This window comes from Tunturiibacter gelidiferens, from assembly GCF_051013345.1.
GTDB classification, from domain to species: Bacteria; Acidobacteriota; Terriglobia; order Terriglobales; family Acidobacteriaceae; genus Edaphobacter; species Edaphobacter gelidiferens_A.
Map to the genome: position 1 here is coordinate 6,419,741 of NZ_CP132939.1, position 23,518 is coordinate 6,443,258.

Consider the following 23,518-nt stretch of genomic DNA (forward strand, 5'->3'; position numbering starts at 1 on the left):
AAGGACCGAAAAAACAAGCAACTTCGTCAAGATCGAGGACCGCGCTGAAATCATGAGTCAAATTTTACATAGATGTTTCGAAATAGCGCGCAACCCAAACAAATACTTCGCTATTCTCAAGTGTAGGTAATTCGGAGAACCAGCCATGCGCAGCATCCTCGCCGCCGTCACTCTCAGTCTTCTCGTCGTTCCAGCCTTCGCCAAACCAAAAGATGTTGTCGTCCCAATCAAGACCGGCACCGGCGAAGATGCAGGTACCGCAACCTTCACCCCTTCGAAGAAGGGTGTCCACATCAAGCTCGACCTCAAGAACCTGCCCGTCGGCGAGCATGGCGTCCACATCCACGCCAAACCGCTCTGCGACGCACCCGATTTCAAGACCGCAGGCGGCCACTTCAACCCCGACAATAAGCAGCACGGCTTCCAGAACCCGATGGGCCATCACGCTGGCGACCTGCCGACCAATGTCACCATCGGCGAAGGCCATCTCGGCCATGCCACCTTCAACGTCGACTATCTTTCGATGGACCCCGCCGCCGCCAACAGCATCCTCGCCAACGGTGGAACCTCCATCGTCATTCACGAAAAGGCGGATGACATGAAAACCGACCCTGCAGGCAACTCCGGCAACAGGATCGCCTGCGGCGTCATCTCGGCTCCTACCCCTAACCCACATCCACTGTCCATCTTTGAACAAACCGGAACGCCCATGCGTATACAAATGCATGGGCGTTTTACACATGGCGATTCCCACCGTGAGCCGGCACACAGGGCTCAAACTTTCGGTGCGCCGTCTGCCCAGAATCACCCCCCAGTATGTCTCTCAGCCTGCCCCGAAGGCCCTCGAGAACCCACATATCCAACAGCAACAAATCAATCCAGCGCCCGTTCCACGCGGTACACTTCTCCCACCGACAAAATCACTTGAGGCGAAGTTGGAGCGTACCCCCGAACAGGAAGCAGCGCAGGAAGCAGTCGCCAAACTGGTGCGCCAGTGCATGGCCGGCGACTCGCAGGCCTGGCAGCAGCTGGTTGCCTCGCAGCATCGCCGCATCTACGCCATCTGCTATCGTTTCACCGGTTCGGGTACAGACGCCGAAGACCTGACGCAGGAGGTCTTCCTCAAGCTCTACAAGAATCTCTCCAGCTTCGACACCCAAAAGGGCAGCTTTCAGACCTGGATCACCACGCTGGCCCGCAATCTCCTGGTAGACCACTTCCGCCGCACCCGCCTCGAGCGCGCCTCCGAGTCCCTCGACGCCACCTTTGACGGCGAAGAAGACGGTCCCACCATGGCCGATCGGCTCGCCGACCCCCGGCCCTCTCAAGAACATCATGTGGCCGGTCTCGAGCTCAAAGTTCGCGTCCAGAATGCGCTAAAACAGCTCTCCCCGAGCTTCGCGAAGCTGTTATCCTGCGCGATCTCGAGGATATGGATTACAAAGAGATATCGCAGGTTCTCCGCATACCCGAAGGTACGGTAAAAAGCCGCATCAGCCGTGGTCGCGGGGAACTAGCAAGGCTTCTGCAACGTATAGAAGGGCAGGTGGTTTAAAGTGGCAGACTTCAACCAATTCGGCAGCGTCAAACCCGGCGCACCCGGCGATCCTCAGCACTGCGCGCAATGCGAGGCAATGCTCCTGGACGCACTCGACGGCACGCTCTCTGCAGCAGATCAGGCCACCTTCGACACCCATATGATCGGCTGCCCCAGTTGCGCTGGTCTGCTCGCCGACGCCCAGCGCGGAGCCGCCTGGATGGAGATGCTCAAGTCTCCCCGGCCCGAGCCTCCCGCCACCCTTTTTGAGAGCATTCTGGCCCAAACGAGTGGCAAAACCACCCTCGGCCCGGCCAAAGACGACCAGCCCCCCATCGTCCTCGGCCGAACCGACTACCTTCGCACGCCGAATACTCTCCTCGGCCATCCGACTCTGCTTCCCGCAACAGGAAACCTCGCAACCAATCCATTTGCCTCTGCCAAGGTCCTTCCCTTCCGCACTCGTGTCACCTCCGGGCTCCGCTCCTTCGGCCAGACCATGCTGCAGCCGCGTCTCGCAATGACTGCTGCCATGGCCTTCTTCTCCATCGCCCTCACCATGAACCTCACCGGGGTCCGCCTCAGTCAGCTTCACGCCAGCGACCTCAAACCGTCCAGCATCATGCGCAGTTGCTACGAGGCCAAGGCGAAAGTAGTCCGCTACTCCGACAACCTCCGCGTCGTCTACGAACTTGAGTCCCGCGTCCGCGATCTGCAGCGCTCGTCCGACGATGAGGGATCTGCCGGAACGAGCAGCACCCCAACCAACGATTCGTCCCAGCCAAACAAGCCAGCTGGCACCCAGCCGAATGATCCAAAAGATCAGAAGCCCGGCCAGAAAAATGACCAGAAGCAGAACAGCCCCAAACCTAACCCTGGCTCCAGCCGTCGCGAGACTCCCGGCGGAAATGTCCAGTTAGTAGCGTCTCTCAGCACCCGGGCCCTCTCCCCTTCCAGTCTCAGAATTTTGTTGTCTTTACTCCCAGTTTCATTAAGTCGGAAGGGGGATTGGTATGACTTGCGCAAACCATCCTGATCGTGAACGTGTTGCTTTCTGCCAGAACTGCGGCAAGCCACTCTGCCAGGAGTGCACCCGCACCGTTGGCTCTGCTGTCTTCTGCGAACCCTGCCTCGCCGCCAAACTCTCAGGTGCCGGAGCCCCAGCCCCCGCTGCCGGCTCTTACGCCTATAGCGGATCCGAAGCCGGCGTTAACTACTCTGCCAGCGGAGTCATTCCGCCCCCCATCCCTCCCGGAGCACCAAACCCCGGCCTCGCCGCACTCTTAGGCTTTATCCCCGGCGTAGGTGCAATGTACAACGGCCAATATGCCAAAGGTGTCGTGCATCTGGTCGTCTTCGCGATCCTCGTCAGCCTCGCCGACGAGCACGGTATCTTCGGGCTCTTTATCGCCGGCTGGGTGTGCTACCAGGTCATCGAGGCCTACCATACCGCCAAAGCCCGGCGAGACGGCACCCCGCTCCCCAATCCCTTCGGCCTCAACGATCTCGGCGAACGCCTCGGCTTCGGGAGATCCTGGCCCGGCGCAGGCCAATCAGGCTCAGCCGCCCCCTTCGTTCCGCAAGGAACCGCGCCCACATCCGACATCCCAAACTCCCCGCCGAGCACCCCTACACCCCGCCGCCCTCAGGCTATCCGCCCCAACAGCCGCCTTCTGCCGCCTGGGGATCTCCCTGGGAGAACTACGCTCCACCCGTACCCCCAATTCCGCCTTACGGCTCTCCCGCCTACCCGCTGGATCCCAGCCTCACGCCACCGCGTAACCGCTTTCCCGCCGGCGCCCTCTGGTTGATTGGCCTTGGCTGCATCTTCCTGATCGGCAACGCCGGCCTCTTCCACCAGTTTCCCATCCACCGAATCGTGCCCTTCTTCCTTATCGGCCTCGGCGTCTGGCTCTTCGTCCACAAGATGACCGGCACAGGCAACGGCCTCTCGGATGACGGAACCCCGCCTACCAATACCGGCTCTTCAGCGCGTTGCGCGGCTCCATCTGGGTCATTCTCGTCGGCGTCCTGTTCCTGCTGGACTCCTTCGACATCCTGTCCTGGTCCCACAGCTGGCCGCTCTTCATCGTCGTCGCCGGCCTCATGGCACTCTTTCAGCACACGTCCTTCAAATCTGCCGCAGCCGTAGCCTACCCTTATGGGGTTCCTCCGTCCTCCCCTGTCACCCCGCCACCGTCCCCGGCCACGACGAGCACCAGCATCGTCCCCTCCAGCCAGCACGATCAGGAAGGGAGCTAGGCCATGGGAAGCTATCCTCCTCCGCCCTACCCGCCACCGCCCGGCCCGCCCTACGGAGGCGACTGGAAGTATCAGCGCCGCGTCCTCAAAGAGCAGGCCCGTGCCCAGCGCGACATGGCCCGTGCCCAGCGTGACGCCTACCGCTACCAGGCACGCAGCCTCCGTCGCAGCTCCATCCTCGGACCTCTGCTGCTGATCACCATCGGCATCCTCTTCTTGCTCGTACAGACCGGACGCCTGCAAGCCCATGCTCTCTGGGACTGGTACGCCCGCTTCTGGCCCATCCTGCTCGTCGGTGCCGGAGTCATCATGCTCCTGGAGTGGGCCTACGACCAGCACATGCAGTCCGACGACACCCAGCCTCGCTATCGTCGCCGTCTCGGAGGCGGGGTCTTCGCCCTGCTTCTGATCCTGGGCATCACCGGAATTGTCTTCAGCAGCGTACGCAACGGCAACGGTCACAACATGCTTAATGGCCTCAACCTCAGTCAAGATAACCTCGACGAATTTCTCGGCGATAAACATGAGAGCGACCAGATGCTCTCGCAAGCCTTTCCGGCCAGCAGTGGTTTCACCGTCGACAACCCTCGCGGCGACGTCTCGATCTCCGGCACCAGCGACGACAACCAGATTCACATCTCCGTCCACAAAGAGGTCTACACCCGTTCCGACTCAGACGCCGACAGCAAAGCGCAAAAACTTAGCCCGAATCTGACTAACACCGGAGGCAACCTGGCTCTCTCCATCCCGGCCATCGACGGCACCCGCGCCGACCTTACGATCACCCTGCCGGCTACTGCACCTGTAGTTGTCTCGGCCAATCACGGAGACATCCACGTAAGCGCACTCAAGGCTCCGCTTCAGGTCACCGCCAACCACGGCAACATCGAGCTCACCGGCATCACCGGGCCCGTCATCACGCACGTCAACAACAGCGACTCCGACCTCTCTGCCCACAGCGTCTCCGGCCCCCTCACCATTCAAGGCCGCGGTCATGACACAACACTCTCCGACCTCACCGGCCCCGTCACCATGAGCGGAGACTTCTTCGGTACCACACACTTCGAACGCATTCGCGGTCCCATCAAGTTCCACACCAGCCGCACCGATCTCCAATTTGCCCGACTCGACGGCGAGATCGATATCAGCCACTCCGACATCACCGCCAGTGAGGCCGTCGGCCCCTTACACTCACGGCAGGCAACCGCAACGTAACCCTCGAGCGTGTCGCCGGCGATGTCACCGTAACCAATCGCAACGGTTCAGTGGATCTCACCAGCGCGCCGCCTCTCGGCAATGTCACCGTCGAAAATCGCAACGGCTCCGTCAACCTCACCCTGCCCGAGCAGTCCAACTTCGCCTATCAACTCGACGCCACCAACGGAGACATCGAGAGCGACTTTTCGGAGATTCAAATCCCCGACGGCGGCCTGCAAAAGAAGACCATCAACGGCACTGCAGGCAAAGGCGGTCCCCTGCTCCACATCTCCACAAGCCAGGGAGATATCTCCTTGAAGAAGGGGAGCATCATGCCGCTGCCTCCTCTGCCTCCCATGCCGCCAAAAATCACCGTTATGCCGGAAGATGCGCGGCAGGCGATTCAAGACGCGAAGGAGCAGGCGCGGGAAGCCGTTCGTGAAGGCAAGCAGGCTGCCGACGAGGGGAAGCGCGAAGCAAAGCAGGCTGCCGAAGAAGCCAAACGCGAAGCAGACGAATCCAAGCGTGAAGCCAAACAAGCTGCCGACGAAGCCAAGCGCGAGGCCAAACAGCAGAAGGATCAGAACCAATAGTGTGGGTGACTGTCAGCGACACCCACACCACCTCCCTGCAAGCCGCATCATCTCTTCGCAACAATCGAGATTGAGTCGACGCCCGGACTCCGTAGGTATCGGCAAAGCTATTCTGATTAATGCCGAGACTTAGCCTCCCTCGCGAATCGATATAAGCCAAAGGCTTTCCGACCGCGACGTCGCTGAACGTCTTTACAAACGGCAGCTGGTAAAGATGATCGCCCACCTGCACCGGCACCGTATCGCCCAGGTGATATCCCAGCCTCGCAAACGTCTCAGACGGCACGTTCAGCACCAGGTTTCCAAACGGCCCGTCGGTCCCAATCACCTCGCCATGCAGGCCCGACGCATCTACCACGGCGCTTCGAAGATTGAGCCTCACCAGGCTCGCCACCTCCACCGCCGGACCAGCCTTTGTCCAGTCATCTCCTCGCGCAAGATGCGCACCTGCGGGCGAAAAAATATCTCTTCCGTGAAAGGTCGAAGAGGTCTTCGCCCCGATCATCCACTCCGGATTGGTGATCTGTCTCACTCCCTCAATTCCGTCCCGATCCTGAATCAACGTCAGCAGGCCGTTATCCGGCAGGACAAAATACTGCCCCGTCCTGGAATGAGCGATGATGGCCCTGCGCGTACTTCCGACCGTAGGGTCGATCACCACAACAAAGACCGCATCCTTCGGAAAATAGGGCGAAGATCCTGCAAGGAATCGAGCGCCCTCCGCAATGTCATACGGCGTCGCCTGATGCGTGATGTCAATGATCTGTACCCCGGGCGCCACTCCATTCATCACCGCCTTACAAATCCCCACAGCATCGTCCTTCACGTCGAAGTCCGTCATGAAACCGATCGTCCGCAGCGCATTTCCATTGGAGGCGCTTTGGGCCGACCCTTCGCGGACAAGACTCGTCCATGAGAAGCCCGCAATCAGCAACAGAACACAAATCTTCTTGAACAAATCAGGTCGTCTCACCAACAGCCTCACGGAAAGAAATTAGGGATCTCTTCAATCATACCCAGTCTGCGGTCTGATACCTGCGAGGTAGCGATCCTGCGATGCCCCTTATCTGAATATGAATGCTCTGTGTTGATATATTGGATATCTCGACAGATGACTTTAAACATCATCTGCTCTGTTTCTCTTAACCTCCCTTCAGGAGAACCACTGTGCGACGTCGCTCCTTCCTCGCTTCTCTTCCGTTGGCTGCTGCCGGCTCTCTCTCCTCCAATCCATCGCCTTTCCTCGGTCAAAGCCCTTCCAACAAACCTGAGGAAGCTTCCACTCCCAAATTTCAGCCCGCAGGCGACGAGCGTTTCCTCCGTCCGGATGTCCACGCAGGCGATCGCGTCTCAGGAGCCAGCTTTGCCAGCCGATCCGCCGTCATGGGCTGCTCGGGTGCAGCCGGCACCGCGCATCCCCTCGCCACCCTGACCGCAATCGAGATTCTGAAGAAAGGCGGCTCAGCCATCGACGCCGCCGTAGCTGCCAACGCCTGTCTCGGCTTTCTCGAACCCACCAGTTCAGGCATCGGCGGCGACTGCTACGCCATGATCTGGGACCCAAAGCTCTCCAAGGTCGTCGGACTGGCTGGCTCCGGCCGCTCCCCCAGGTCACTCACCTTGGAAACAGCACGCGCCCGAGCCAAAAACGGAGCACTCCCTCCCCTCGGAGCAGTAACCGTCTCCACACCCGGCGCCCTCGATGCCTGGTGGACGCTTCACCAACGCTACGGCAAACTCAAATGGGCCGAGCTCTTCGAACCGGCCATTCACCTCGCCGAATCCGGTGTCCCTGTCCCCCAAATCATCGGGTACTACATCAAGCGAAACCTCGCCGCCTTCACGCGCCCAGGCTCCGGAGTGGAAGAGACCACGAACGCACTTCACACCTGGGCTCCAAACGGTAAAGCTCCAGGCGAAGGCGACGTCTTCCGCAACCCTGATCTCGCCCGGACCTACCGCCTCATCGCCGAGGGCGGTCGCGACGCCTACTACGATGGCCCCATCGCCAAAACCATCGACGCCTACTTCAAGCGCATCGGCGGCTGGCTCTCCGCAGAAGATCTCCGCGACCAGCACGCCGAGTGGAGCGATCCGCTCGTAACCACCTACCGTGGCGTCGAGGTCTACGGAATGGCCGCCAACACCCAGGGTCTCGCCACCCTCCAGTTGCTCAACATCGCAGAGAACTTCGACCTGCGCAACATGGGCTTTCAATCCGCTCCATCGCTCCACGTACAGATCGAAGCCAAACGCCTCGCGTATGAAGATCGGGCGCGCTACTACGCAGACCCTCACTTCGCGAAGATCCCAATCGACTGGCTCAACTCCAAGTCCTACGCCGCCGAACGAGCAAAACTCATCAAGCTCGACAGTATCCTCACACCAGTTCATCCCGGCCACGCGCCGAGCCACGGAGACACCACCTACTTCACCGTCGCCGACAAAGACGGCCTCATGATCTCGCAGATTCAATCGAACTTCCGCGGCATGGGCTCCGGCCTGGTAGCCGACGGCTTAGGCTTCATGTTCCAGGACCGCGGCCAGCTCTTCTCGCTCGAGGACGGTCATCCAAACATCTACGCTCCCGGCAAGCGCCCCTTCCAGACCATCATTCCCGGCTTCTCCACCAAAGACGGGAAGCCCTGGATGTCCTTCGGTGTCATGGGCGGCGACATGCAGCCGCAAGGACAAGCGCAGATCATCATCAACCGCGTCGACTACGGACTCGACATCCAGGCCGCTGGAGACAGCCCCCGCTGGCATCACGAAGGCTCCTCCCAAAGCATGGGAGAAGATCCGCCAAACCTCGACTCAAAAGGTATCGTTCGCCTCGAAGCCGGAGTCCCCCCATCCACCCGCCAGGCCCTCATAGCCCTCGGTTGGCCGATGGGTCCATCCGACGGAGGCTACGGCCGCTACGAATGCATCGAACACCGCATGAGCGGAACCGACCGCTTCTACTCCGCCGCCTCAGAGATGCGCGCCGACGGCTGCGCCCTCGCCTACTAGCGGAGAAACTAAGCGGCGAAAGTTCAAGCTACTATTCAGTTGCAGCTTTCCAAAGACATCTCCTACCCACACGTCATCTCGACCGGAGCTACAGACAGACTCATCGTCTGTAGCGTAGTGGAGAGACCCCGCATTCTTGTCTCTGTCTATTTGTTGTCGTGCTTCGCCGCAGGCGCAGGATCTGGTTCTGTTCCGCTCATGCAGTTTCACTACATGAGTGGGCATTCTAAGGAAGCTTGAACCCTTCACCCAACCTCCAACAACTCGTCCACCTATCCAACCAATCGCAGGCACCCGCGTCCAACTCTCGATATGCTGTTGAGGACGAGCACCTCACCAGGGGGCCCGCAGGACCATGTCTCAGCTCGACCCTCAAAGGAGAACTGAATGGCCGCCAGCACCACTCTCATCCCGGCAACTGAACTTGCAGCAAACAACAAATCACACTTCCCCAATGAAAGCCCCGAATACAGGAAGGCGCGCAATGCCCTGCTCGCCGAAGAGATCGAACTCAGGCGACACATCGAACGCGTTGCTGAGCTGCGCCGTGCCTTACCGCCTGGGGGCACACTCGAAAAGGACTACACACTCGAAAGCGAAAAGGGAACAGTCCATCTCTCGCAACTCTTCGGCGACAAGCAAACCCTGATCATCTACAGCATGATGTTCGGCCCACAACGCCAACGCGCATGTCCGGTATGCACCTCTTTTCTCTCCGCGTGGGATGGAACCGCGAGGAGTCTCCGGGAACGCGTCGCCCTGGCTGTATTCGCACGTTCCCCCATCCAGCGGCTTCTCGAATTCAGTAAAGAGCGAGGCTGGCAGAACCTGCGACTGTACTCGGACATGAGCGGCGACTATACCCGCACATACGTCAATGCTGACGACGGGGATTTTCCCGGGTTGAACGTCTTTACTCGCCGCGATGGCACCATCCGGCACTTCTGGAGCGGCGAGATAAGCGGCGAGATGGCCGACCTCGGCCAGGATCCCCGCGGCGCCCCGGAGATCGACCCACTATGGACATTCCTCGACCTTAACCCCGAAGGCCGCGGCACCGACTGGTATCCAAAACTCGAGTACACACCGGCTCAACTGACATCGATCAGATAAGTCCATAAGCATGACTAGGTCCTGATGGCTTCAGCTCTCCTGAAAGCCATCAGGCTCTGATAAAGTCGGCTCATGCGTACCCCGGCCGCCCCGCAGAATCTCAAGCGACGGATCCTGAAAGATGCGCTTCGCAAAGATGAGCCGCGGGACGCGGCCTTTCGCCGCATCATTCGTTCCATCCCCAAAGGCAAAGTCTCGACCTACGGCAAAGTTGCTGCGGCAGCAGGCTATCCGCTCTACCACCGAGCGGTAGCCAAGTTGTTACACAGCGCCACGCTTCACGGACTACCCTGGCAACGCGTAGTAGGTGCAGGCGGCGAGATCAAACTGAGAGGCGAAGGCGCAGCAGAACAACGCCTTCGCCTCAGCATGGAGGGCGTAAAGTTTCGAGGCAAGCGCGTCAACATGCAAATCTACGAACACACCCTCCGCAGTTGGGACACCTTCGACTAGCGCCCCAGAATCTCCGCCCGAGGTTCTCACGACCCTGACACCACCTCTGGCTTACCCCGCCGGTTGAAGGAACGGTTCCCCGCTTCCCTCTCGGTTAATGAGCTTCTTGCTGCTCACCCTCACCCTTGGAAATTGAAGAACGGCGTCCAAAAGCCGTCTAGGCGTCCAATTGCCGCAAACCGCTCTTACAGCCGCGACCGATTCTCCAGTGAGCGAAAGAATGACCACAGATGACCACCGAAATGCACTCAATCACCAACGAAATACCACGCTAATGACCACGTTCTAATACACTTAAACCGCAATCTTCGTCTCAGAAATCCAGACAAATCAACCCCAAAAGCCTAAACGGACTCCGCTAAAACCAAAAATCAACCACAACTCACCACAAACCCCTACGACCTGTTTTATCCACAGGCAAGTGGTCTGTCCTCCGCTCTTGACTTTCCGGCCCCTCAGAAGCATGGGAGGCGACCTAAAAGGACTGCCCCGGGCAGTAAAAAGCCCCATCCTCGAAAGGATGGGGCTCTTGTATTATGCCGGCGATCACCTAATCTCCCACACACTTACGCGTGCAGTACCATCGGCCCAACGAGGCTTAACTTCCGTGTTCGGGATGGGAACGGGTGTGACCCTCGCGGTAAACTCACCGGCAAACTTTAGAAATATCGCTCTCGCGATCTTCCACAACTGAATAGATTGGGATTAGACGTTTGTTACTTGTTGCGTAGTTTCCAAAAGATATAACTACAAAGCTTGTATTGAATGACTCCAGAACAGTGGACTTTCTCACTGCGCAGAGTAAATTCTATGGACAAGCCGAACGGGCGATTAGTACTGGTAAGCTACATGCATTACTGCACTTCAACCTCCAGCCTATCAACCTAGTGGTCTTCTAGGGCCCTTCATTTCCCTTTTGGGTTGGGAGATCTCATCTCAGAGCGTGCTTCCCGCTTATATGCATTCAGCGGTTATCACAACCGAACTTCGCTACCCAGCCGTGCCTTTGGCAAGACAACTGGAACACAAGAGGTTCGTCCATCCCGGTCCTCTCGTACTAAGGACAGCCCTCTTCAAATCTCCTACGCCCACAGCAGATAGAGACCGAACTGTCTCGCGACGTTCTGAACCCAGCTCACGTACCACTTTAATCGGCGAACAGCCGAACCCTTGGAACCTTCTACAGCTCCAGGATGTGATGAGCCGACATCGAGGTGCCAAACCGAAGCGTCGATATGAACTCTTGGCTTCGATCAGCCTGTTATCCCCGGCGTACCTTTTATCCGTTGAGCGATGGCCCTTCCATACAGAACCACCGGATCACTAAGGCCTGCTTTCGCATCTGCTCGACTTGTAGGTCTCGCAGTTAACCACACTTATGCCTTTGCACTCGACGGTCGATTTCCAAACGACCTGAGTGTAGCTTCGCGCGCCTCCGTTACAATTTAGGAGGCGACCGCCCCAGTCAAACTACCCGTCTTACTATGTCCCTCTCCCGGATTACGGGAGCAGGTTAGAATCACAACAACCGCAGGGTGGTATCTCACCGTTGGCTCCACCGAACCCAAAAGTCCGGTATCAAAGCCTCCCACCTATCCTGCGCAGCAGTGGCCGTAACTCATAGTAAAAGTATAGTAAAGGTGCACGGGGTCTTTTCGTCTAGCTGCGGGTAACCGGCATCTTCACCGGTACTACAAGTTCGCCGAGCAACTCGTTAAGACAGTCGAACGATCGTTACTCCATTCGTGCAGGTCGGAACTTACCCGACAAGGAATTTCGCTACCTTAGGACCGTTATAGTTACGGCCGCCGTTCACCGGGGCTTCAGTTCAAAGCTTCGAGCTTGCGCCCTAACCTCTCCCTTTAACCTTCCGGCACCGGGCAGGAGTCAGCCCCTATACGTCGTTTTTGACTTTGCAGAGACCTGTGTTTTTGTTAAACAGTCGCCGTTCGCGTTTCACTGCGGCCCCTCTGGGCTTGCACCCTGAAGGGCGACCCTTCTCCCGAAGTTACGGGTCTAATTTGCCGAGTTCCTTAACAAGCTTTCACTCGAGCGCCTTTGGATATTCTCCTCGTCTACCTGTGTCGGTTTGTGGTACGGTTCCCAATCTCTCTCCTTAGAGGTTTTTCTTGGCACCATGAAATCAGCAGCTTTCAGCCATTCGGCTTACTGCTTTACGCCTCACTGTTAAGACTCTCCGGATTTGCCTAGAGAATCCAGCTTACGCGTATCGAACACCATAGCCATATAATGTCCTGCCTATCCTTATGCGTCACCCCATCGTGATAACGAAAAACTGGGAGGTCCGGAATATTAACCGGATTTCCATCGCTTACGCCTTTCGGCCTCAGCTTAGGGACCGCCTAACCCTGAGCGGATTAACCTTCCTCAGGAAACCTTAGACTTTCGGCGTGAAGGGTTCTCACCTTCATTATCGCTACTTATGCCGGCAGGGTCTCTTCTGTAATGTCCACGCATCTTCCCAGTTGCGCTTCATCCACGACAGAATGCTCTCCTACCACGCACACCTAATGGTGTGCATCCGCTGCTTCGGTATACAGTTTTAGCCCCGTTGTATTGTCGGCACCGGACCGCTTGACCAGTGAGCTATTACGCTTTCTTTAAAGGATGGCTGCTTCTAAGCCAACCTCCTGGCTGTCTGAGCGTTCCGACTTCCTTTCCCACTTAACTGTAATTTTGGGACCTTAGCAGGCGGTCTGGACTGTTTTCCTCTCGACTGTGAAGCTTAGCCCCCACAGTCTGACTCCCGGGCTGGTTGTGATCGGCATTCGAAGTTTGATTAGATTCAGTAAGCCGGAAAGCCCCTAGTCTATCCATGTCTCTACCACCGATCCAAATCACCCGAGGCTAGCCCTAAAGCTATTTCGGAGAGAACGAGCTATAACGGAATTTGATTAGCCTTTCACCCCTACCCTCAGCTCATCCGAGCTTTTTCAACAAACACCGGTTCGGTCCTCCAGTGAGTGTTACCTCACCTTCAACCTGGCCAAGGGTAGATCATCCCGCTTCGCGTCTATTCCTGCCAACTTATCGCCCTATTCAGACTCGCTTTCGCTGCGGCTCGCTCACGCTTAACCTTGCTGACAAGAATAACTAGCCGGCTCATTATGCAATAGGCACGCGGTCAGACATTCCCTTACGGGCATAGTCCTCCCACTGCTTGTAGGCACACGGTTTCAGGTACTTTTCACTCCCCTCAATGGGGTGCTTTTCGCCTTTCCCTCACGGTACTGGTTCACTATCGGTCAGAAACGAGTATTTAGCCTTACGGGATGGTCCCCGTGGATTCAAGCAGGGTTTCTCGTGCCCCGCCTTACTCAGGTACCTGCTTCGAGTCTGGATCGCTTTCGTCTACGGGTCTGTCACCCTCTTTGGATCTCCTTTCCAGAAGATTCGACTAGCAACCAGATTGGTAACTCTACTTTTGCAGGCCCTACAACCCCCGAACTACCGAAATAGTACGGGTTTGGGCTGTTCCGATTTCGCTCGCCACTACTATCGGAATCGAGGTTTCTTTCTCCTCCTGGAGGTACTGAGATGGTTCACTTCCCTCCGTTCGCCTGTTCCAACCTATGAATTCAGTTGGACATACCCAGGTTTTACCTGGGTGGGTTTCCCCATTCGGAAATCTCCGGATCAACGCGTGTGTGCCGCTCCCCGAAGCTTATCGCAGCTTGCCGCGTCCTTCATCGCCTGTTTCTGCCAAGGCATCCACCGTGCGCCCTTAGTAGCTTGACCATAGAATTTACTCGCACGCAGCAGAGTGACAACCTCTGCAACATAGAGCTATCTACGTTTGATATAGTCCACGCCTGTGTCGTACAACCGTCATCTCAACTTGCGAGAATCAGGTCGGTAACACGAAAATTATTCTAAAGACACTCAATACTGACGACAGCGTCGCAATCAGAAACAACCTGAGAGCTAGCTGCTCAGCCTTGTAGTTATATTTACCCAATCTATTCAGTTGTCAAAAATCATGGAGCGATTCGCATTGCTGCGTCATCACTTCGCGCCCTCAGGCGGCTTGAGCATTCCTGCTCAAGGTTCAACCTCTGCGGCGCAGAGACTCAACCTCAAGCAGACATCGCTTGCTTTACATATCGAACTTGCCAATCGAGAAGTTATGGTGGAGCTGAACGGGATCGAACCGTTGACCCCCTGCTTGCAAAGCAGGTGCTCTCCCAACTGAGCTACAGCCCCTTGAAGATCAGATTACATGATCATCGGGATAAAGGTGGTGGGCCTGGGTAGATTCGAACTACCGACCTCACCCTTATCAGGGGTGCGCTCTAACCAACTGAGCTACAGGCCCGACTCTACAGCACCAGACCCAGCTTATCAGCAAGGAGCCTGATGCGCAGGCTGCTCTGTTGTTGACTCCGAAGAATCAAGAATCGAGCTCTCTCGAAAGGTTTCGAGGACACAGTTGAACGTGCATGGCAGCTACGCCGCCATTGACCATCGGTGTTGACAGATAGCGAAAAAAGAAGGTTTAGTTCAGGCTCATCGAGATTTGCCGAAGCTCATCAAGATGGTTCTCGACAACGTCACTCTAAGCTCAACTTAGTCGCAAAACCAAGTTGCCTGCAATCGCAGGGCGCTGAAGTGTGTCGAGGCGTTCTCTTTTAGAAAGGAGGTGATCCAGCCGCAGGTTCTCCTACGGCTACCTTGTTACGACTTCACCCCAATCATGAATTACACCTTGGGCGGCTGCTCCTTGCGGTTAGCGCACCGACTTCTAGTGCAACCCACTTTCGTGATGTGACGGGCGGTGTGTACAAGGCCCGGGAACGTATTCACCGTGGCATGCTGATCCACGATTACTAGCGATTCCAGCTTCATGGAGTCGAGTTGCAGACTCAATCCGAACTGAGGCCGGCTTTTTCCGATTAGCTCCCCCTCGCGGGTTTGCAGCGGTTTGTACCGGCCATTGTAGCACGTGTGTAGCCCTGGACATAAAGGCCATGAGGACTTGACGTCATCCCCACCTTCCTCCCCGTTATCCGAGGCGGTTTCGTCAGAGTGCTCAACTAAATGGTAGCAACTGAAGATAAGGGTTGCGCTCGTTGCGGGACTTAACCCAACATCTCACGACACGAGCTGACGACAGCCATGCAGCACCTATATAGCGGTCTATTGCTAGACGCCGACGTTTCTGCCGGATTCCACTACATTTCGAGCCCAGGTAAGGTTCTTCGCGTTGCGTCGAATTAAACCACATGCTCCACCGCTTGTGCGGGCCCCCGTCAATTCCTTTGAGTTTCAGCCTTGCGACCGTACTCCCCAGGCGGATTGCTTATCGCGTTAGCTTCGACACGGCAGGATTGGGTACCTGCCACATCAAGCAATCATCGTTTAGGGCTAGGACTACCAGGGTATCTAATCCTGTTTGCTCCCCTAGCTTTCGTGCATCAGCGTCAGTTATGGTCCAGTGAGCCGCTTTCGCCACAGGTGTTCCTTCCGATATCTACGCATTTCACCGCTACACCGGAAATTCCACTCACCTCTCCCATACTCAAGCCCGACAGTTTCTAATGCAGACTATGGGTTGAGCCCATAGATTTCACATCAGACTTATCAAACCGCCTACGCACCCTTTACGCCCAATAAATCCGAACAACGCTTGCCCCCTCGTATTACCGCGGCTGCTGGCACGAAGTTAGCCGGGGCTTCTTCTATGGGTACCGTCATAATCTTCCCCATCGAAAGGAGTTTACATACCAAGATATTTCATCCTCCACGCGGCGTTGCTGCGTCAGGGTTTCCCCATTGCGCAAAATTCCCCACTGCTGCCTCCCGTAGGAGTCTGGACCGTGTTTCAGTTCCAGTGTGTCCGTGCGCCCTCTCAGGCCGGATACCGATCATCGCCTTGGTGGGCCATTACCCCGCCAACTAGCTAATCGGCCGCGACCTCCTCCCCAAGCGCATTGCTGCTTTGACTCGTAAGTGTTATGCGGTATTAGCTAAGATTTCTCTCAGTTATTCCCCACTCGAGGGTAGATTAGTCACGTGTTACTCACCCGTGCGCCACTTTACTCAGGTATTGCTACCCTTTCTCGTGCGACTTGCATGTGTTAGGCACGCCGCCAGCGTTGATTCTGAGCCAGGATCAAACTCTCGTTTAATCTTGGTTTGCTTGCCGCACATCGACAGGGGTCGGTGCGGATCAAGCGCCCCCGGTGCTCGAAAGACCGGAGGTTTATAACTAGTGAGAATGACTAAACCAAATTTCGTATCATCTCACGACTGGCACGTTCAACTATGTTGTCAAAGATCCGAACTGCATCCACCTAAGCGGGCAGCTTTGGATCAAGGACTGAATCGGCATAAGCCATATTCGTGTCCTCGAACTTGATGCGCTGTTGTCGTCTGTATTTGCTACTTACTCTATCTCTCTCGGTACTTTTACGGCCTTACTTCAGCCATTCGAGGAGCACTTCAGTAGCGCGTGACGTTTTAGCGAACTTTCTGAGATTATCAATCTTTATCTCGGCTGTCAACTTCTATTTTCATTTTCTTCAAGCTTTACTTCTACCCGAAGACCTCGAAAACAGGTTGACAATCATTCACTCAGCACAAAATGTCAAAACATCGTAACGCTCGAAAATGAGCGCGGAGCACTTAGCTCCTGGTGAATCTCAAATCAACTGCAGTGGCTTGGGTTTGGATTGCCGGTAGGCCCTCAGGCTCTAAACCGATATCAAACGCTTGGACTGCGCTCCGTCATCCCTTGTTGACTGCTCTTGTATTCCAGAGCCAAGGTGCGAAGCAGTGTTGCTTTACTTCTCACCTAGAGTATCGTGCTTTTCGTTTCCGTGCAAGCTTGATGCTTTCCACTTCGTTTCTTGCCGTATGTCTCTTTGCGACTTCCTGAGATTATCAGCGACTCGGCCTCAGCGCAAGCTCAAGGCTGTGAATAATCTGCGTTTCCTGTAGAAAAGTCGTTTTCGTCCTGTAAAGACGGGGGAAGAAATGTTCATTTTATTTGTGGGTTGACTGCGATTGCGCCTCGAGCTTTGTTTATCAATGTCAGGGCGGGGGCCCACGGTCTAGAATCGTTCCACTATGGAAGCCAATGAAGTGTCGGAATTTGCCAATCAGATGAAGGAATCGGGAGAGTCCGGTGGGGAGTCGCTGAAGAGCATCTCGCTTGGCATCTCGATTCTCGCGGTATTGGTTGCGATGGTCACTGTGCTTGGGCATCGCACTCACACCGAGGCAGTGCTGATGCAGTCGCGCGCGGGCGATCAGTGGAATGAGTATCAGGCGAAGAAGATTCGCATGGATAATCTGGCGGTCACGCTGGATCTTCTTGCGATGGAGCCTACGGTCAACGCTACTGCTACTGAGGCAAAGCGTAAGGAGTATGAGGCTCACATCGAGAAGTGGAAGGAAGACCTCTCCGAGGAGCAGGCCAAGGCTCGTGAGTTCGAAGCTGAGGTGACGCGGGCTGAGGCCAAGGCCTCTCATTACGATCTCGGAGAGGCGTTGTTGCAGATTGCTGTGGTTCTCTGCTCGATTACGCTGTTCACCCGCAAACGGGCCTATTTTCTTCTTGGGCTCTCACTCGGGGTAGGTGGGATCATCGTCGCTATGTCTGGGCTGTTGGTTCACTAAATTTGCCTCGTCGAGAGCTTGATTAGCGTCATGAGCTTTCCGACAGTGAAGCACCCCCCCGGGGGATATTTTCCCATAAACTTTTTATTTTCAGCTACTTACATTTTTCACAAAATTGCAAAATGGTCATTCCAAAAGACTTACTGGCAAATTCTTCTTTCTAAAGCAGTTACAGGTGATGCAGAAAAACCCCGATGGCTGTCGGGGCTTTTTCTTATTTTCCAATTCCATTATAACGGTTCGGTGATAACTGGTACGCCACGTGGATGTTGATGACCGGATGGGACTTATGGTCTGGAGGGGCTTGACAGGGTTAGAACTTGCGTTGGGCGGCTCACTGGGAGAAGGCGCCGAGCTGGGTATTGGCCGAGAGCGAGATGCAGGGATCTCTCCGCTGCGCAAGGAACTGTGAAGCTGTTCGTTGCTTCGGTCGAGACGACGTGTTCTATGCGGTTGAACGAGCGTTGAGAAGACGCGCCAGCGTGTAGGCGACCGCGGCTGCGGCTCCGCCGATCAGGACGGTCTGGAGGGCGCTGCGGAGCCACCCGGTGCCTACCAACTTCCCCTTCAAGGCTCCGAAGACTGCAAGAGCTATGAGCGTGATGACGACGGAGAGTTTGAGTGCGGTGAGATTGTCTGCAACGAGCATGTAAGGCAGCAGAGGGATGAAGCCGCCGGCGATGTAGGAGATTGCGATGGTGAGCGCTGAGCGGTGAGCGCGGTTTGCTGCGGGCTCTTCGAGTCCCAATTCGAAGCGCATCATGAAGTCGACCCAGGCGGTTGGGTTCTGTTTGAGCGCACTGAGGACGGGTTCTGCGCTGGCGCGGCTCACCGAGTATTGCTCGAAGATCTCGTAGATCTCTTCTTCTTCGTCGCGGGTGCGTTCGACGATCTCGTGCTCTTCGCGACGGCGTTCGGAGACGTAGTGTTCGGCATCTCCGCGGGCGGCGAGGTATCCGCCGAGGCCCATGGCGATGGAGCCGGCGGCTATTTCAGCGAGACCGGCGAGGACAACGATGTGCGAGGAGGCGACTGCACCGGAGAGCCCGGCGGCGAGAGCGAACGGTACTGTGAGGCCGTCGGATAAGCCGATGACGATATCGCGAACGGCCTCGGAGGATTCGAAGTGGCCTTCGATGTGGGGGGCGTGGGTGTGGGGTGGGTGAGCTACCTCATGCATTTGGGTAGTGTAGTGCAGCCTTCGCTCAGGAAGAATACCCCAGAGCTTGGGCGGTTGTGTCGGATGTTTTGCAGGAAGCATAGAGTCTTTCGTGCTGGGAGACCGTCTGTATGAGCATTGGACTCGAGATAAGAGGCGAGGCGGGCGGCGCGAGATGAGACAGCAGCGGCTTGGGTGTTGCGGCGCGGTGATGCTGCTGATGGTTGCGGCAGTTCTACCGTCCCAAGTGCGCGCTCAGCAGGGGAATGACGACCCCGGGGACGGTCCTGTGTTTGCGGGAGGGCAGATGGTGCGCGGGACCGTTACGGCCGCGACCGCCGACCATCTGACGGTGAAGACAGAGGCGGGCGAGGTGTACCAGGTTGTTTTCTCAGCAAATACAAGAGTGAGTAAGGACAGGCAGCCGGTGAAGGTTGCAGATATCAAGGCTGGCGATGGTGTGGGGGCGATGGGTGTGCTCGACCCTGCGACCAAGACGGTACATGCTGTGTTTGTCGGCGTGATGGATGCCGAACAGGTGAAGAAGGCGCGGGAGGGTATGGGTAAGGTCTACATCACCGGGAGGGTGACGGCGGTTGATATGGACGCGTTGAAGCTGACGGTGTTGCGTCCGGACGGTGTAAGCCAGGTGATTGGCGTAGACGAGCAGACCTCGTTCAAACGCGGCGGCCGCGGAATGGGGATTCTCGCGAGCGGTGCGGGAGTGACCGAGCTGGGGCCAGGTGGAAGAGGGAGCGGTGCTGGAGGGGGCTCCGGAGATAGGGCAGCCGGGGAGAGTATTACGCTCGCGGATGTGAAGGTTGGAGATGCGGTCGCCGGACGGGGGCGCTGAAGAATGGATTGTTTGTTCCCACGGAGCTTGGCGTGTCGGATGCTGCGTCGGTGGCGCGGAGGCGAAGACGGGAGCTTGAGGGAAGCGGGTCTGCAGGGACTCCGACTGGGGCTGCTGCTCCGGCAAAGACCGGCGCGGTTCCTCAGTAATGCGAGCCATGAGTTGTCGGGCGATGGAGCGAGGCGAGGTAAAGGTGCAGGGATCAATTCGATCGATGGCGTTGGGTCTGGCGTTGGTTGGGAGCGCGTGGGGGCAGACTGTGACGCCGACTCAACCGGCTACGCCGCCGGTGACTCAGAATGGGGTGGCGCCTGCTGCGGTTGAAGCGAGTGGCGGGACCATTAGTGGAACGGTGAAGGCTGGAGCGGTGCCACTGCCCGGAGTTGCCGTAACTGCGAGCAATACGCTGACCGGAAAGAAGTATGCGACGACGACGGACGCGAATGGCGCGTTTGCCATGACGGTTCCACGCAATGGACGCTACGTGGTGAAGGCTGAGCTTGCGGCGTTTGCAACGGAGACGAAGGAGGTTCTGATCAACGCCGCTGGACAGACTGGCGGCAAGCCTGCGCAGGTTGCAGAGTTTGGGTTGCAGCTGGCTTCGCGGGTGCAGCAGGAGGAGGAACGGCAGGCGGCGGCGACAAGTGCCGGTGTTGCGCGGGGACTACAGGCGTTGAGTGTGACGGGAGATGCATCGGGATCTGCGGATGCGACGGCGGGTGGAGGGAACGCGGGGGCGCAACTTCCATCCTTGTCAGGGCTTGGCGGAAGTGAAGCGGCGGCGAGCGATTCGGTGACAGTGAATGGCGCTGTGGGACAGACGAATGGTCTTGCGGGATACAGCGAAGACGATATTCGGGCGCGGGTGCAGGACGCAATTGCGCAGGCGCAACGGCAGGGTGGGGCGGTCGGGGATATGGCGAATGTAGTAGTGGGGATGCTGGGCGGGATGATGGGTGGTGGAGGATTTGGCGGTCCGGGTGGCGGCGGACCTGGTGGAGGAGGGGGCGGCAATCAGGTCTACCTAGGAGGCGGCGGTGGCGGCCGAGGAGGCGGCGGTGGCGGCGGGTTTCGAGGATTCAATCCTACGCAGCCGCATGGAGCGATTTTCTATCAGGGCGGCAACGGTGCGCTGGATGCAACGAACTTTTCACTGACGGGCGCTCCGGTGGTGAAGCCGAGTTATAGCTCGAACAGATTTGGTGTGAGCTTTACAGGGTCGCCGTTTATTCCGGGAGTGGTGAAGGCGAGCACAAAGCAGTTCGTCTTCTTCAACGTGACGGGGCAGCGGAATATTACCCCCTCGAATCTGTACGGCACGGTGCCGACGCTGGCGGAGCGGAACGGAGATTTTTCCGGACTGACAGAGACAGTGGGTGGAGTGACGACACCGGTGACGTTGTATAACCCTGCGACTGGCCAGCCGTTTGTGAATAATCAGGTGGCTGTGACTCCGCAGGCTGCGGCTCTGTTGAAGTATTATCCCGCGCCGAACATCTCGGCTACCGGACGACAAGGTTACAACTACCAGACGATTACGACTGCGGGAAACAACGCTACGACAGCGGCGCTGCGATATGTGCGGAACTTTGGGCAGAACAATACCTTTGGAGGGGGACGCAGGCAACAACAGGGTAACGGGCCAGCGACGTTGCGGCAGAATATCAACTTCAATGGGAGTTACTCGCACACGGCTGCAGATAACCGGAATATCTTTCTGCCGCTGGGTGGCGCCACGGAGACGACAGGGTATGGCGTGACTGCTGGTTACACGATCGGATATGGCAACCTGACCAACAACGCATCGATCAACTGGAACCGGTCGCATGCTACAGCGCGAAATTACTTTACGAATGTCAGCGATCCGCTGGACGGCACAGGGATCAGCATTCCGAAGCCGGTGATTGGCGGCGATACGGGAATCTACAACGGGCTGCCTGGCGTGAGCGTGTCGAACTTTACCGGGTTGACGCAGGCACTGCCGAGCGATGCGGTGAATCAGACGATCTCGTTCTCGGACTTTGTCAGTTACAGATACAAGAAGCACAATATGCGCTATGGAGTGGATATTCGGCGAGTGCATGCGGACACGGTGGGTGGGACGAATGTCGTGGGGTCGTTTACGTTTACCGGGTATGCGACGGTGAATCCGGCGAGCGCGTGTACGCCATCGTCTACGGTGAATTGCCCGGTGGTACCGCCGAGTGGATATGGGTTGGCTGATCTTCTGCTGGGTCTGCCGCAGCAGTCGGCGATTCAGGCGGCGACGCAGAAGACGTATCTGCGCGCGAATGTCTTCGATTGGTATGCACAGGACGATTGGCGGGTGCTTTCGAATCTGACGTTGAACTATGGGATTCGCTATGAGTACTTTTCGCCTTATGTGGAGAAGGATAATCGGCTGGTGAACCTGGATCACAATGCGGACTTCTCGGTGGTGGCGCCGGTGTGTCCGGTGGCGATTGCGGGAGCATGTGGGACGGGGTCGGTGCGATCGCTGGTAAATCCGGACAGGAATATGTACTCGCCGCGGGTGGGGTTTGCTTATCGGCCGAAGCTTAAGATCTTCAAGGACACGGTGGTGCGCGGAGGGTATGGGATCAACTTCAACACGGGGCAGTATGCGACGTTGGCGAGGAACCTTTCGGCGCAGGTGCCGTTTGCGCTGACGCAGACAAACGTGGTGGGGCAGACGGGATGCACGCCGGGGACGCTGACGCTGGCGAATGGTTTTGGCTGCTCGACGACGGCAGTGCAGAACAACTATGCGGCGAATTTGGACTACAGGCTGGGGCATGTACAGGTTTGGAACGTGGATATTCAACGGACGTTTCCGCTGGGGATTGTGGCGAACGTTGGATACAACAGGGCGAAGGGTGGAGAGCTGGATATTGTGCGGGCGCCGAACCGGACTGCGACGGGCGTGCTGAATCCTGGGGCGCAGCCGTTCAACTATGAGGATTCGCTGGGGTTTTCGCGGTTTCAGCAGTTGAGCGTGAATGTGCGGAAGCGGCTGCAGAAGGGAGTTTCGCTGCAGGCGACGTATCACTATGGGCACTCGATTGATAATGCTTCGTCAATTGGTGGGACGACGGTGGTTCCGGCGCAGAACGATATGGATTTGAATGCGGAGGAGGGGAATAGTTCATTTGATGTGCGGCACCAGGTGACGGGAAACTGGGTGCTGGAGCTGCCGTTTGGGCCGAATCGGGCCTTCTTGTCGAAGGGGGATTCTGGTCGAGGGCGCTGGATGGGTTTTCGCTGTCGGGCGATTTTACGTTCGCTTCGGGGACTTACTTTACGCCGCACTATGTTTCGACGGTAGCGGAGACGGCTACGGGGACCAACAATACGCTGCGACCGGACAGGGTGTTTTCGCAGCCGATTCCGGGGAGGGGAATATTCTGAACTGGTTCAATACCGCGGCTTTTACTGCGCCCGCGAATGGGTATGGGACGGCGTCGCGTGGGTCGATTGAAGGGCCGGGGATCGTGGCGGTGGATGCTTCGCTGTCGCGGACGGTGGCGCTGGGGGAGACTCGGTCGTTTGAGATGAGGGTGACGGCGAACAATGTCTTCAACACGGTGCAGTACTCGGGGATTGATACGACGTTGAACTCGCAGACGTTCGGGCAGGTAACTTCGGCGGCGGCGATGCGGCGGTTGACGGTACTGGCGCGGTACCGGTTTTGATTGTGA

General features: G+C 57.2%; 17 protein-coding genes, 2 tRNA genes, 3 rRNA genes and 1 pseudogene. 16 read left to right on the top strand and 7 right to left on the bottom strand.

Translation table 11 applies throughout. The annotated features are described in order from the left end of the window. Positions 1-145 precede the first annotated feature (145 nt). From RBB80_RS32550 to RBB80_RS32585, 8 genes and pseudogenes are all read left to right on the top strand, one after another. Complete coding sequence (locus RBB80_RS32550) at positions 146-928, top strand: superoxide dismutase family protein (RefSeq protein ID WP_433966219.1); 783 nt, start codon at positions 146-148, stop codon at positions 926-928. 7 nt (positions 929-935) lie between these two features. After that, positions 936-1,484 (top strand): RNA polymerase sigma factor, encoded by a 549-nt coding sequence (locus RBB80_RS32555; protein ID WP_433966220.1) that lies wholly within the window; start codon positions 936-938, stop codon positions 1,482-1,484. Beyond that, a complete protein-coding gene (locus RBB80_RS32560; protein WP_433966221.1) occupies positions 1,433-1,555 on the top strand; it encodes an RNA polymerase sigma factor in 123 nt (40 codons plus the stop codon). The genes RBB80_RS32555 and RBB80_RS32560 overlap by 52 nt, the downstream gene beginning before the upstream one ends. A 1-nt stretch (position 1,556) precedes the next feature. Next, positions 1,557-2,573 (top strand): anti-sigma factor family protein, encoded by a 1,017-nt coding sequence (locus tag RBB80_RS32565; RefSeq protein WP_433966222.1) that lies wholly within the window; start codon positions 1,557-1,559, stop codon positions 2,571-2,573. Beyond that, on the top strand, positions 2,551-3,348 hold the full coding sequence (locus RBB80_RS32570; RefSeq protein ID WP_433966223.1) for a B-box zinc finger protein: 798 nt from the start codon (positions 2,551-2,553) through the stop codon (positions 3,346-3,348). The genes RBB80_RS32565 and RBB80_RS32570 overlap by 23 nt, the downstream gene beginning before the upstream one ends. Before the next feature lie 184 nt (positions 3,349-3,532). Continuing rightward, positions 3,533-3,799 carry a LiaI-LiaF-like domain-containing protein gene (locus RBB80_RS32575; protein ID WP_433966224.1) on the top strand — a complete coding sequence of 89 codons (267 nt, stop codon included), beginning with the start codon at positions 3,533-3,535 and terminating at the stop codon, positions 3,797-3,799. 3 nt (positions 3,800-3,802) lie between these two features. Next, positions 3,803-5,014, top strand: a complete 1,212-nt coding sequence (locus tag RBB80_RS32580; protein WP_433966225.1) for a LiaI-LiaF-like domain-containing protein — start codon at positions 3,803-3,805, stop codon at positions 5,012-5,014. 35 nt (positions 5,015-5,049) lie between these two features. Beyond that, positions 5,050-5,253: pseudogene (locus RBB80_RS32585) on the top strand (DUF4097 family beta strand repeat-containing protein); the annotation flags it as partial. Between the two features lie 118 nt (positions 5,254-5,371). On the opposite strand, the gene RBB80_RS32590 reads toward RBB80_RS32585, so the two are convergent. Continuing rightward, positions 5,372-6,430 carry an SAM hydrolase/SAM-dependent halogenase family protein gene (locus RBB80_RS32590; RefSeq protein WP_433969999.1) on the bottom strand — a complete coding sequence of 353 codons (1,059 nt, stop codon included), beginning with the start codon at positions 6,428-6,430 and terminating at the stop codon, positions 5,372-5,374. Positions 6,431-6,756: 326 nt separating this feature from the next. Here RBB80_RS32590 and RBB80_RS32595 point away from each other — a divergent pair, with 326 nt between their 5' ends. The 3 genes from RBB80_RS32595 to RBB80_RS32605 all read left to right on the top strand — a co-directional run bounded on the left by RBB80_RS32595 (position 6,757) and on the right by RBB80_RS32605 (position 10,167). Then, a complete protein-coding gene (locus RBB80_RS32595) occupies positions 6,757-8,601 on the top strand; it encodes a gamma-glutamyltransferase family protein (RefSeq protein WP_433966226.1) in 1,845 nt (614 codons plus the stop codon). 387 nt (positions 8,602-8,988) lie between these two features. Next, positions 8,989-9,714 (top strand): DUF899 family protein, encoded by a 726-nt coding sequence (locus RBB80_RS32600; protein WP_433966227.1) that lies wholly within the window; start codon positions 8,989-8,991, stop codon positions 9,712-9,714. A gap of 72 nt (positions 9,715-9,786) precedes the next feature. Next, the gene (locus tag RBB80_RS32605) at positions 9,787-10,167 is read left to right on the top strand and encodes an MGMT family protein (RefSeq protein ID WP_433966228.1); all 381 of its coding nucleotides are present in this window, start codon (positions 9,787-9,789) and stop codon (positions 10,165-10,167) included. A 537-nt stretch (positions 10,168-10,704) separates the two neighbouring features. Here the strand turns inward: RBB80_RS32605 and rrf are convergent. The 5 genes from rrf to RBB80_RS32630 form a co-directional block, all read right to left on the bottom strand. Continuing rightward, a 5S ribosomal RNA gene (rrf, locus tag RBB80_RS32610) occupies positions 10,705-10,821 on the bottom strand. A gap of 156 nt (positions 10,822-10,977) precedes the next feature. Continuing rightward, positions 10,978-13,926: ribosomal RNA gene (locus RBB80_RS32615) — 23S ribosomal RNA — on the bottom strand. A 389-nt stretch (positions 13,927-14,315) separates the two neighbouring features. Next, positions 14,316-14,391: transfer RNA gene (locus RBB80_RS32620), tRNA-Ala, on the bottom strand. A 35-nt stretch (positions 14,392-14,426) separates the two neighbouring features. Beyond that, positions 14,427-14,503, bottom strand: a tRNA-Ile gene (locus RBB80_RS32625). Positions 14,504-14,820: 317 nt separating this feature from the next. Beyond that, positions 14,821-16,316 (bottom strand): 16S ribosomal RNA (locus tag RBB80_RS32630). Together the 16S, 23S and 5S rRNA genes with 2 tRNA genes alongside form the textbook arrangement of a ribosomal RNA operon. 940 nt (positions 16,317-17,256) lie before the next feature. Between RBB80_RS32630 and RBB80_RS32635 the strand changes: the two genes are divergently transcribed. Further along, a complete protein-coding gene (locus RBB80_RS32635; protein ID WP_433966229.1) occupies positions 17,257-17,808 on the top strand; it encodes a DUF4337 domain-containing protein in 552 nt (183 codons plus the stop codon). Positions 17,809-18,253: 445 nt separating this feature from the next. On the opposite strand, the gene RBB80_RS32640 is transcribed toward RBB80_RS32635, so the two are convergent. Then, positions 18,254-19,069 carry a VIT1/CCC1 transporter family protein gene (locus RBB80_RS32640; RefSeq protein ID WP_433966230.1) on the bottom strand — a complete coding sequence of 272 codons (816 nt, stop codon included), beginning with the start codon at positions 19,067-19,069 and terminating at the stop codon, positions 18,254-18,256. Positions 19,070-19,142: 73 nt separating this feature from the next. On the opposite strand from RBB80_RS32640, the gene RBB80_RS32645 reads away from it, so the two are divergent. From RBB80_RS32645 to RBB80_RS32660, 4 genes are all read left to right on the top strand, one after another. Beyond that, positions 19,143-19,820, top strand: coding sequence for a hypothetical protein (locus tag RBB80_RS32645; protein WP_433966231.1), 678 nt, complete (start codon positions 19,143-19,145; stop codon positions 19,818-19,820). An 8-nt stretch (positions 19,821-19,828) separates the two neighbouring features. Further along, positions 19,829-19,969 (top strand): hypothetical protein, encoded by a 141-nt coding sequence (locus tag RBB80_RS32650; RefSeq protein ID WP_433966232.1) that lies wholly within the window; start codon positions 19,829-19,831, stop codon positions 19,967-19,969. A 23-nt stretch (positions 19,970-19,992) separates the two neighbouring features. Next, the gene (locus RBB80_RS32655; RefSeq protein ID WP_433966233.1) at positions 19,993-23,145 is read left to right on the top strand and encodes a TonB-dependent receptor; all 3,153 of its coding nucleotides are present in this window, start codon (positions 19,993-19,995) and stop codon (positions 23,143-23,145) included. Positions 23,146-23,317: 172 nt separating this feature from the next. Further along, positions 23,318-23,512 (top strand): hypothetical protein, encoded by a 195-nt coding sequence (locus tag RBB80_RS32660; RefSeq protein WP_433966234.1) that lies wholly within the window; start codon positions 23,318-23,320, stop codon positions 23,510-23,512. Positions 23,513-23,518 lie beyond the last annotated feature (6 nt).

What these genes read in the sequence shown, in the direction of transcription:
- RBB80_RS32570 (WP_433966223.1), top strand. Translation starts at nt 2,551, where the DNA reads ATGACTTGCGCAAACCATCCTGATCGTGAACGTGTTGCTTTCTGCCAG.
- RBB80_RS32600 (WP_433966227.1), top strand. Translation starts at nt 8,989, where the DNA reads ATGGCCGCCAGCACCACTCTCATCCCGGCAACTGAACTTGCAGCAAAC.
- RBB80_RS32590 (WP_433969999.1), bottom strand. Translation starts at nt 6,430, where the DNA reads ATGACGGACTTCGACGTGAAGGACGATGCTGTGGGGATTTGTAAGGCG.
- RBB80_RS32550 (WP_433966219.1), top strand. Translation starts at nt 146, where the DNA reads ATGCGCAGCATCCTCGCCGCCGTCACTCTCAGTCTTCTCGTCGTTCCA.
- RBB80_RS32560 (WP_433966221.1), top strand. Translation starts at nt 1,433, where the DNA reads ATGGATTACAAAGAGATATCGCAGGTTCTCCGCATACCCGAAGGTACG.
- RBB80_RS32640 (WP_433966230.1), bottom strand. Translation starts at nt 19,069, where the DNA reads ATGCTTCCTGCAAAACATCCGACACAACCGCCCAAGCTCTGGGGTATT.
- RBB80_RS32645 (WP_433966231.1), top strand. Translation starts at nt 19,143, where the DNA reads ATGAGACAGCAGCGGCTTGGGTGTTGCGGCGCGGTGATGCTGCTGATG.
- RBB80_RS32605 (WP_433966228.1), top strand. Translation starts at nt 9,787, where the DNA reads ATGCGTACCCCGGCCGCCCCGCAGAATCTCAAGCGACGGATCCTGAAA.
- RBB80_RS32580 (WP_433966225.1), top strand. Translation starts at nt 3,803, where the DNA reads ATGGGAAGCTATCCTCCTCCGCCCTACCCGCCACCGCCCGGCCCGCCC.
- RBB80_RS32655 (WP_433966233.1), top strand. Translation starts at nt 19,993, where the DNA reads ATGGAGCGAGGCGAGGTAAAGGTGCAGGGATCAATTCGATCGATGGCG.
- RBB80_RS32635 (WP_433966229.1), top strand. Translation starts at nt 17,257, where the DNA reads ATGGAAGCCAATGAAGTGTCGGAATTTGCCAATCAGATGAAGGAATCG.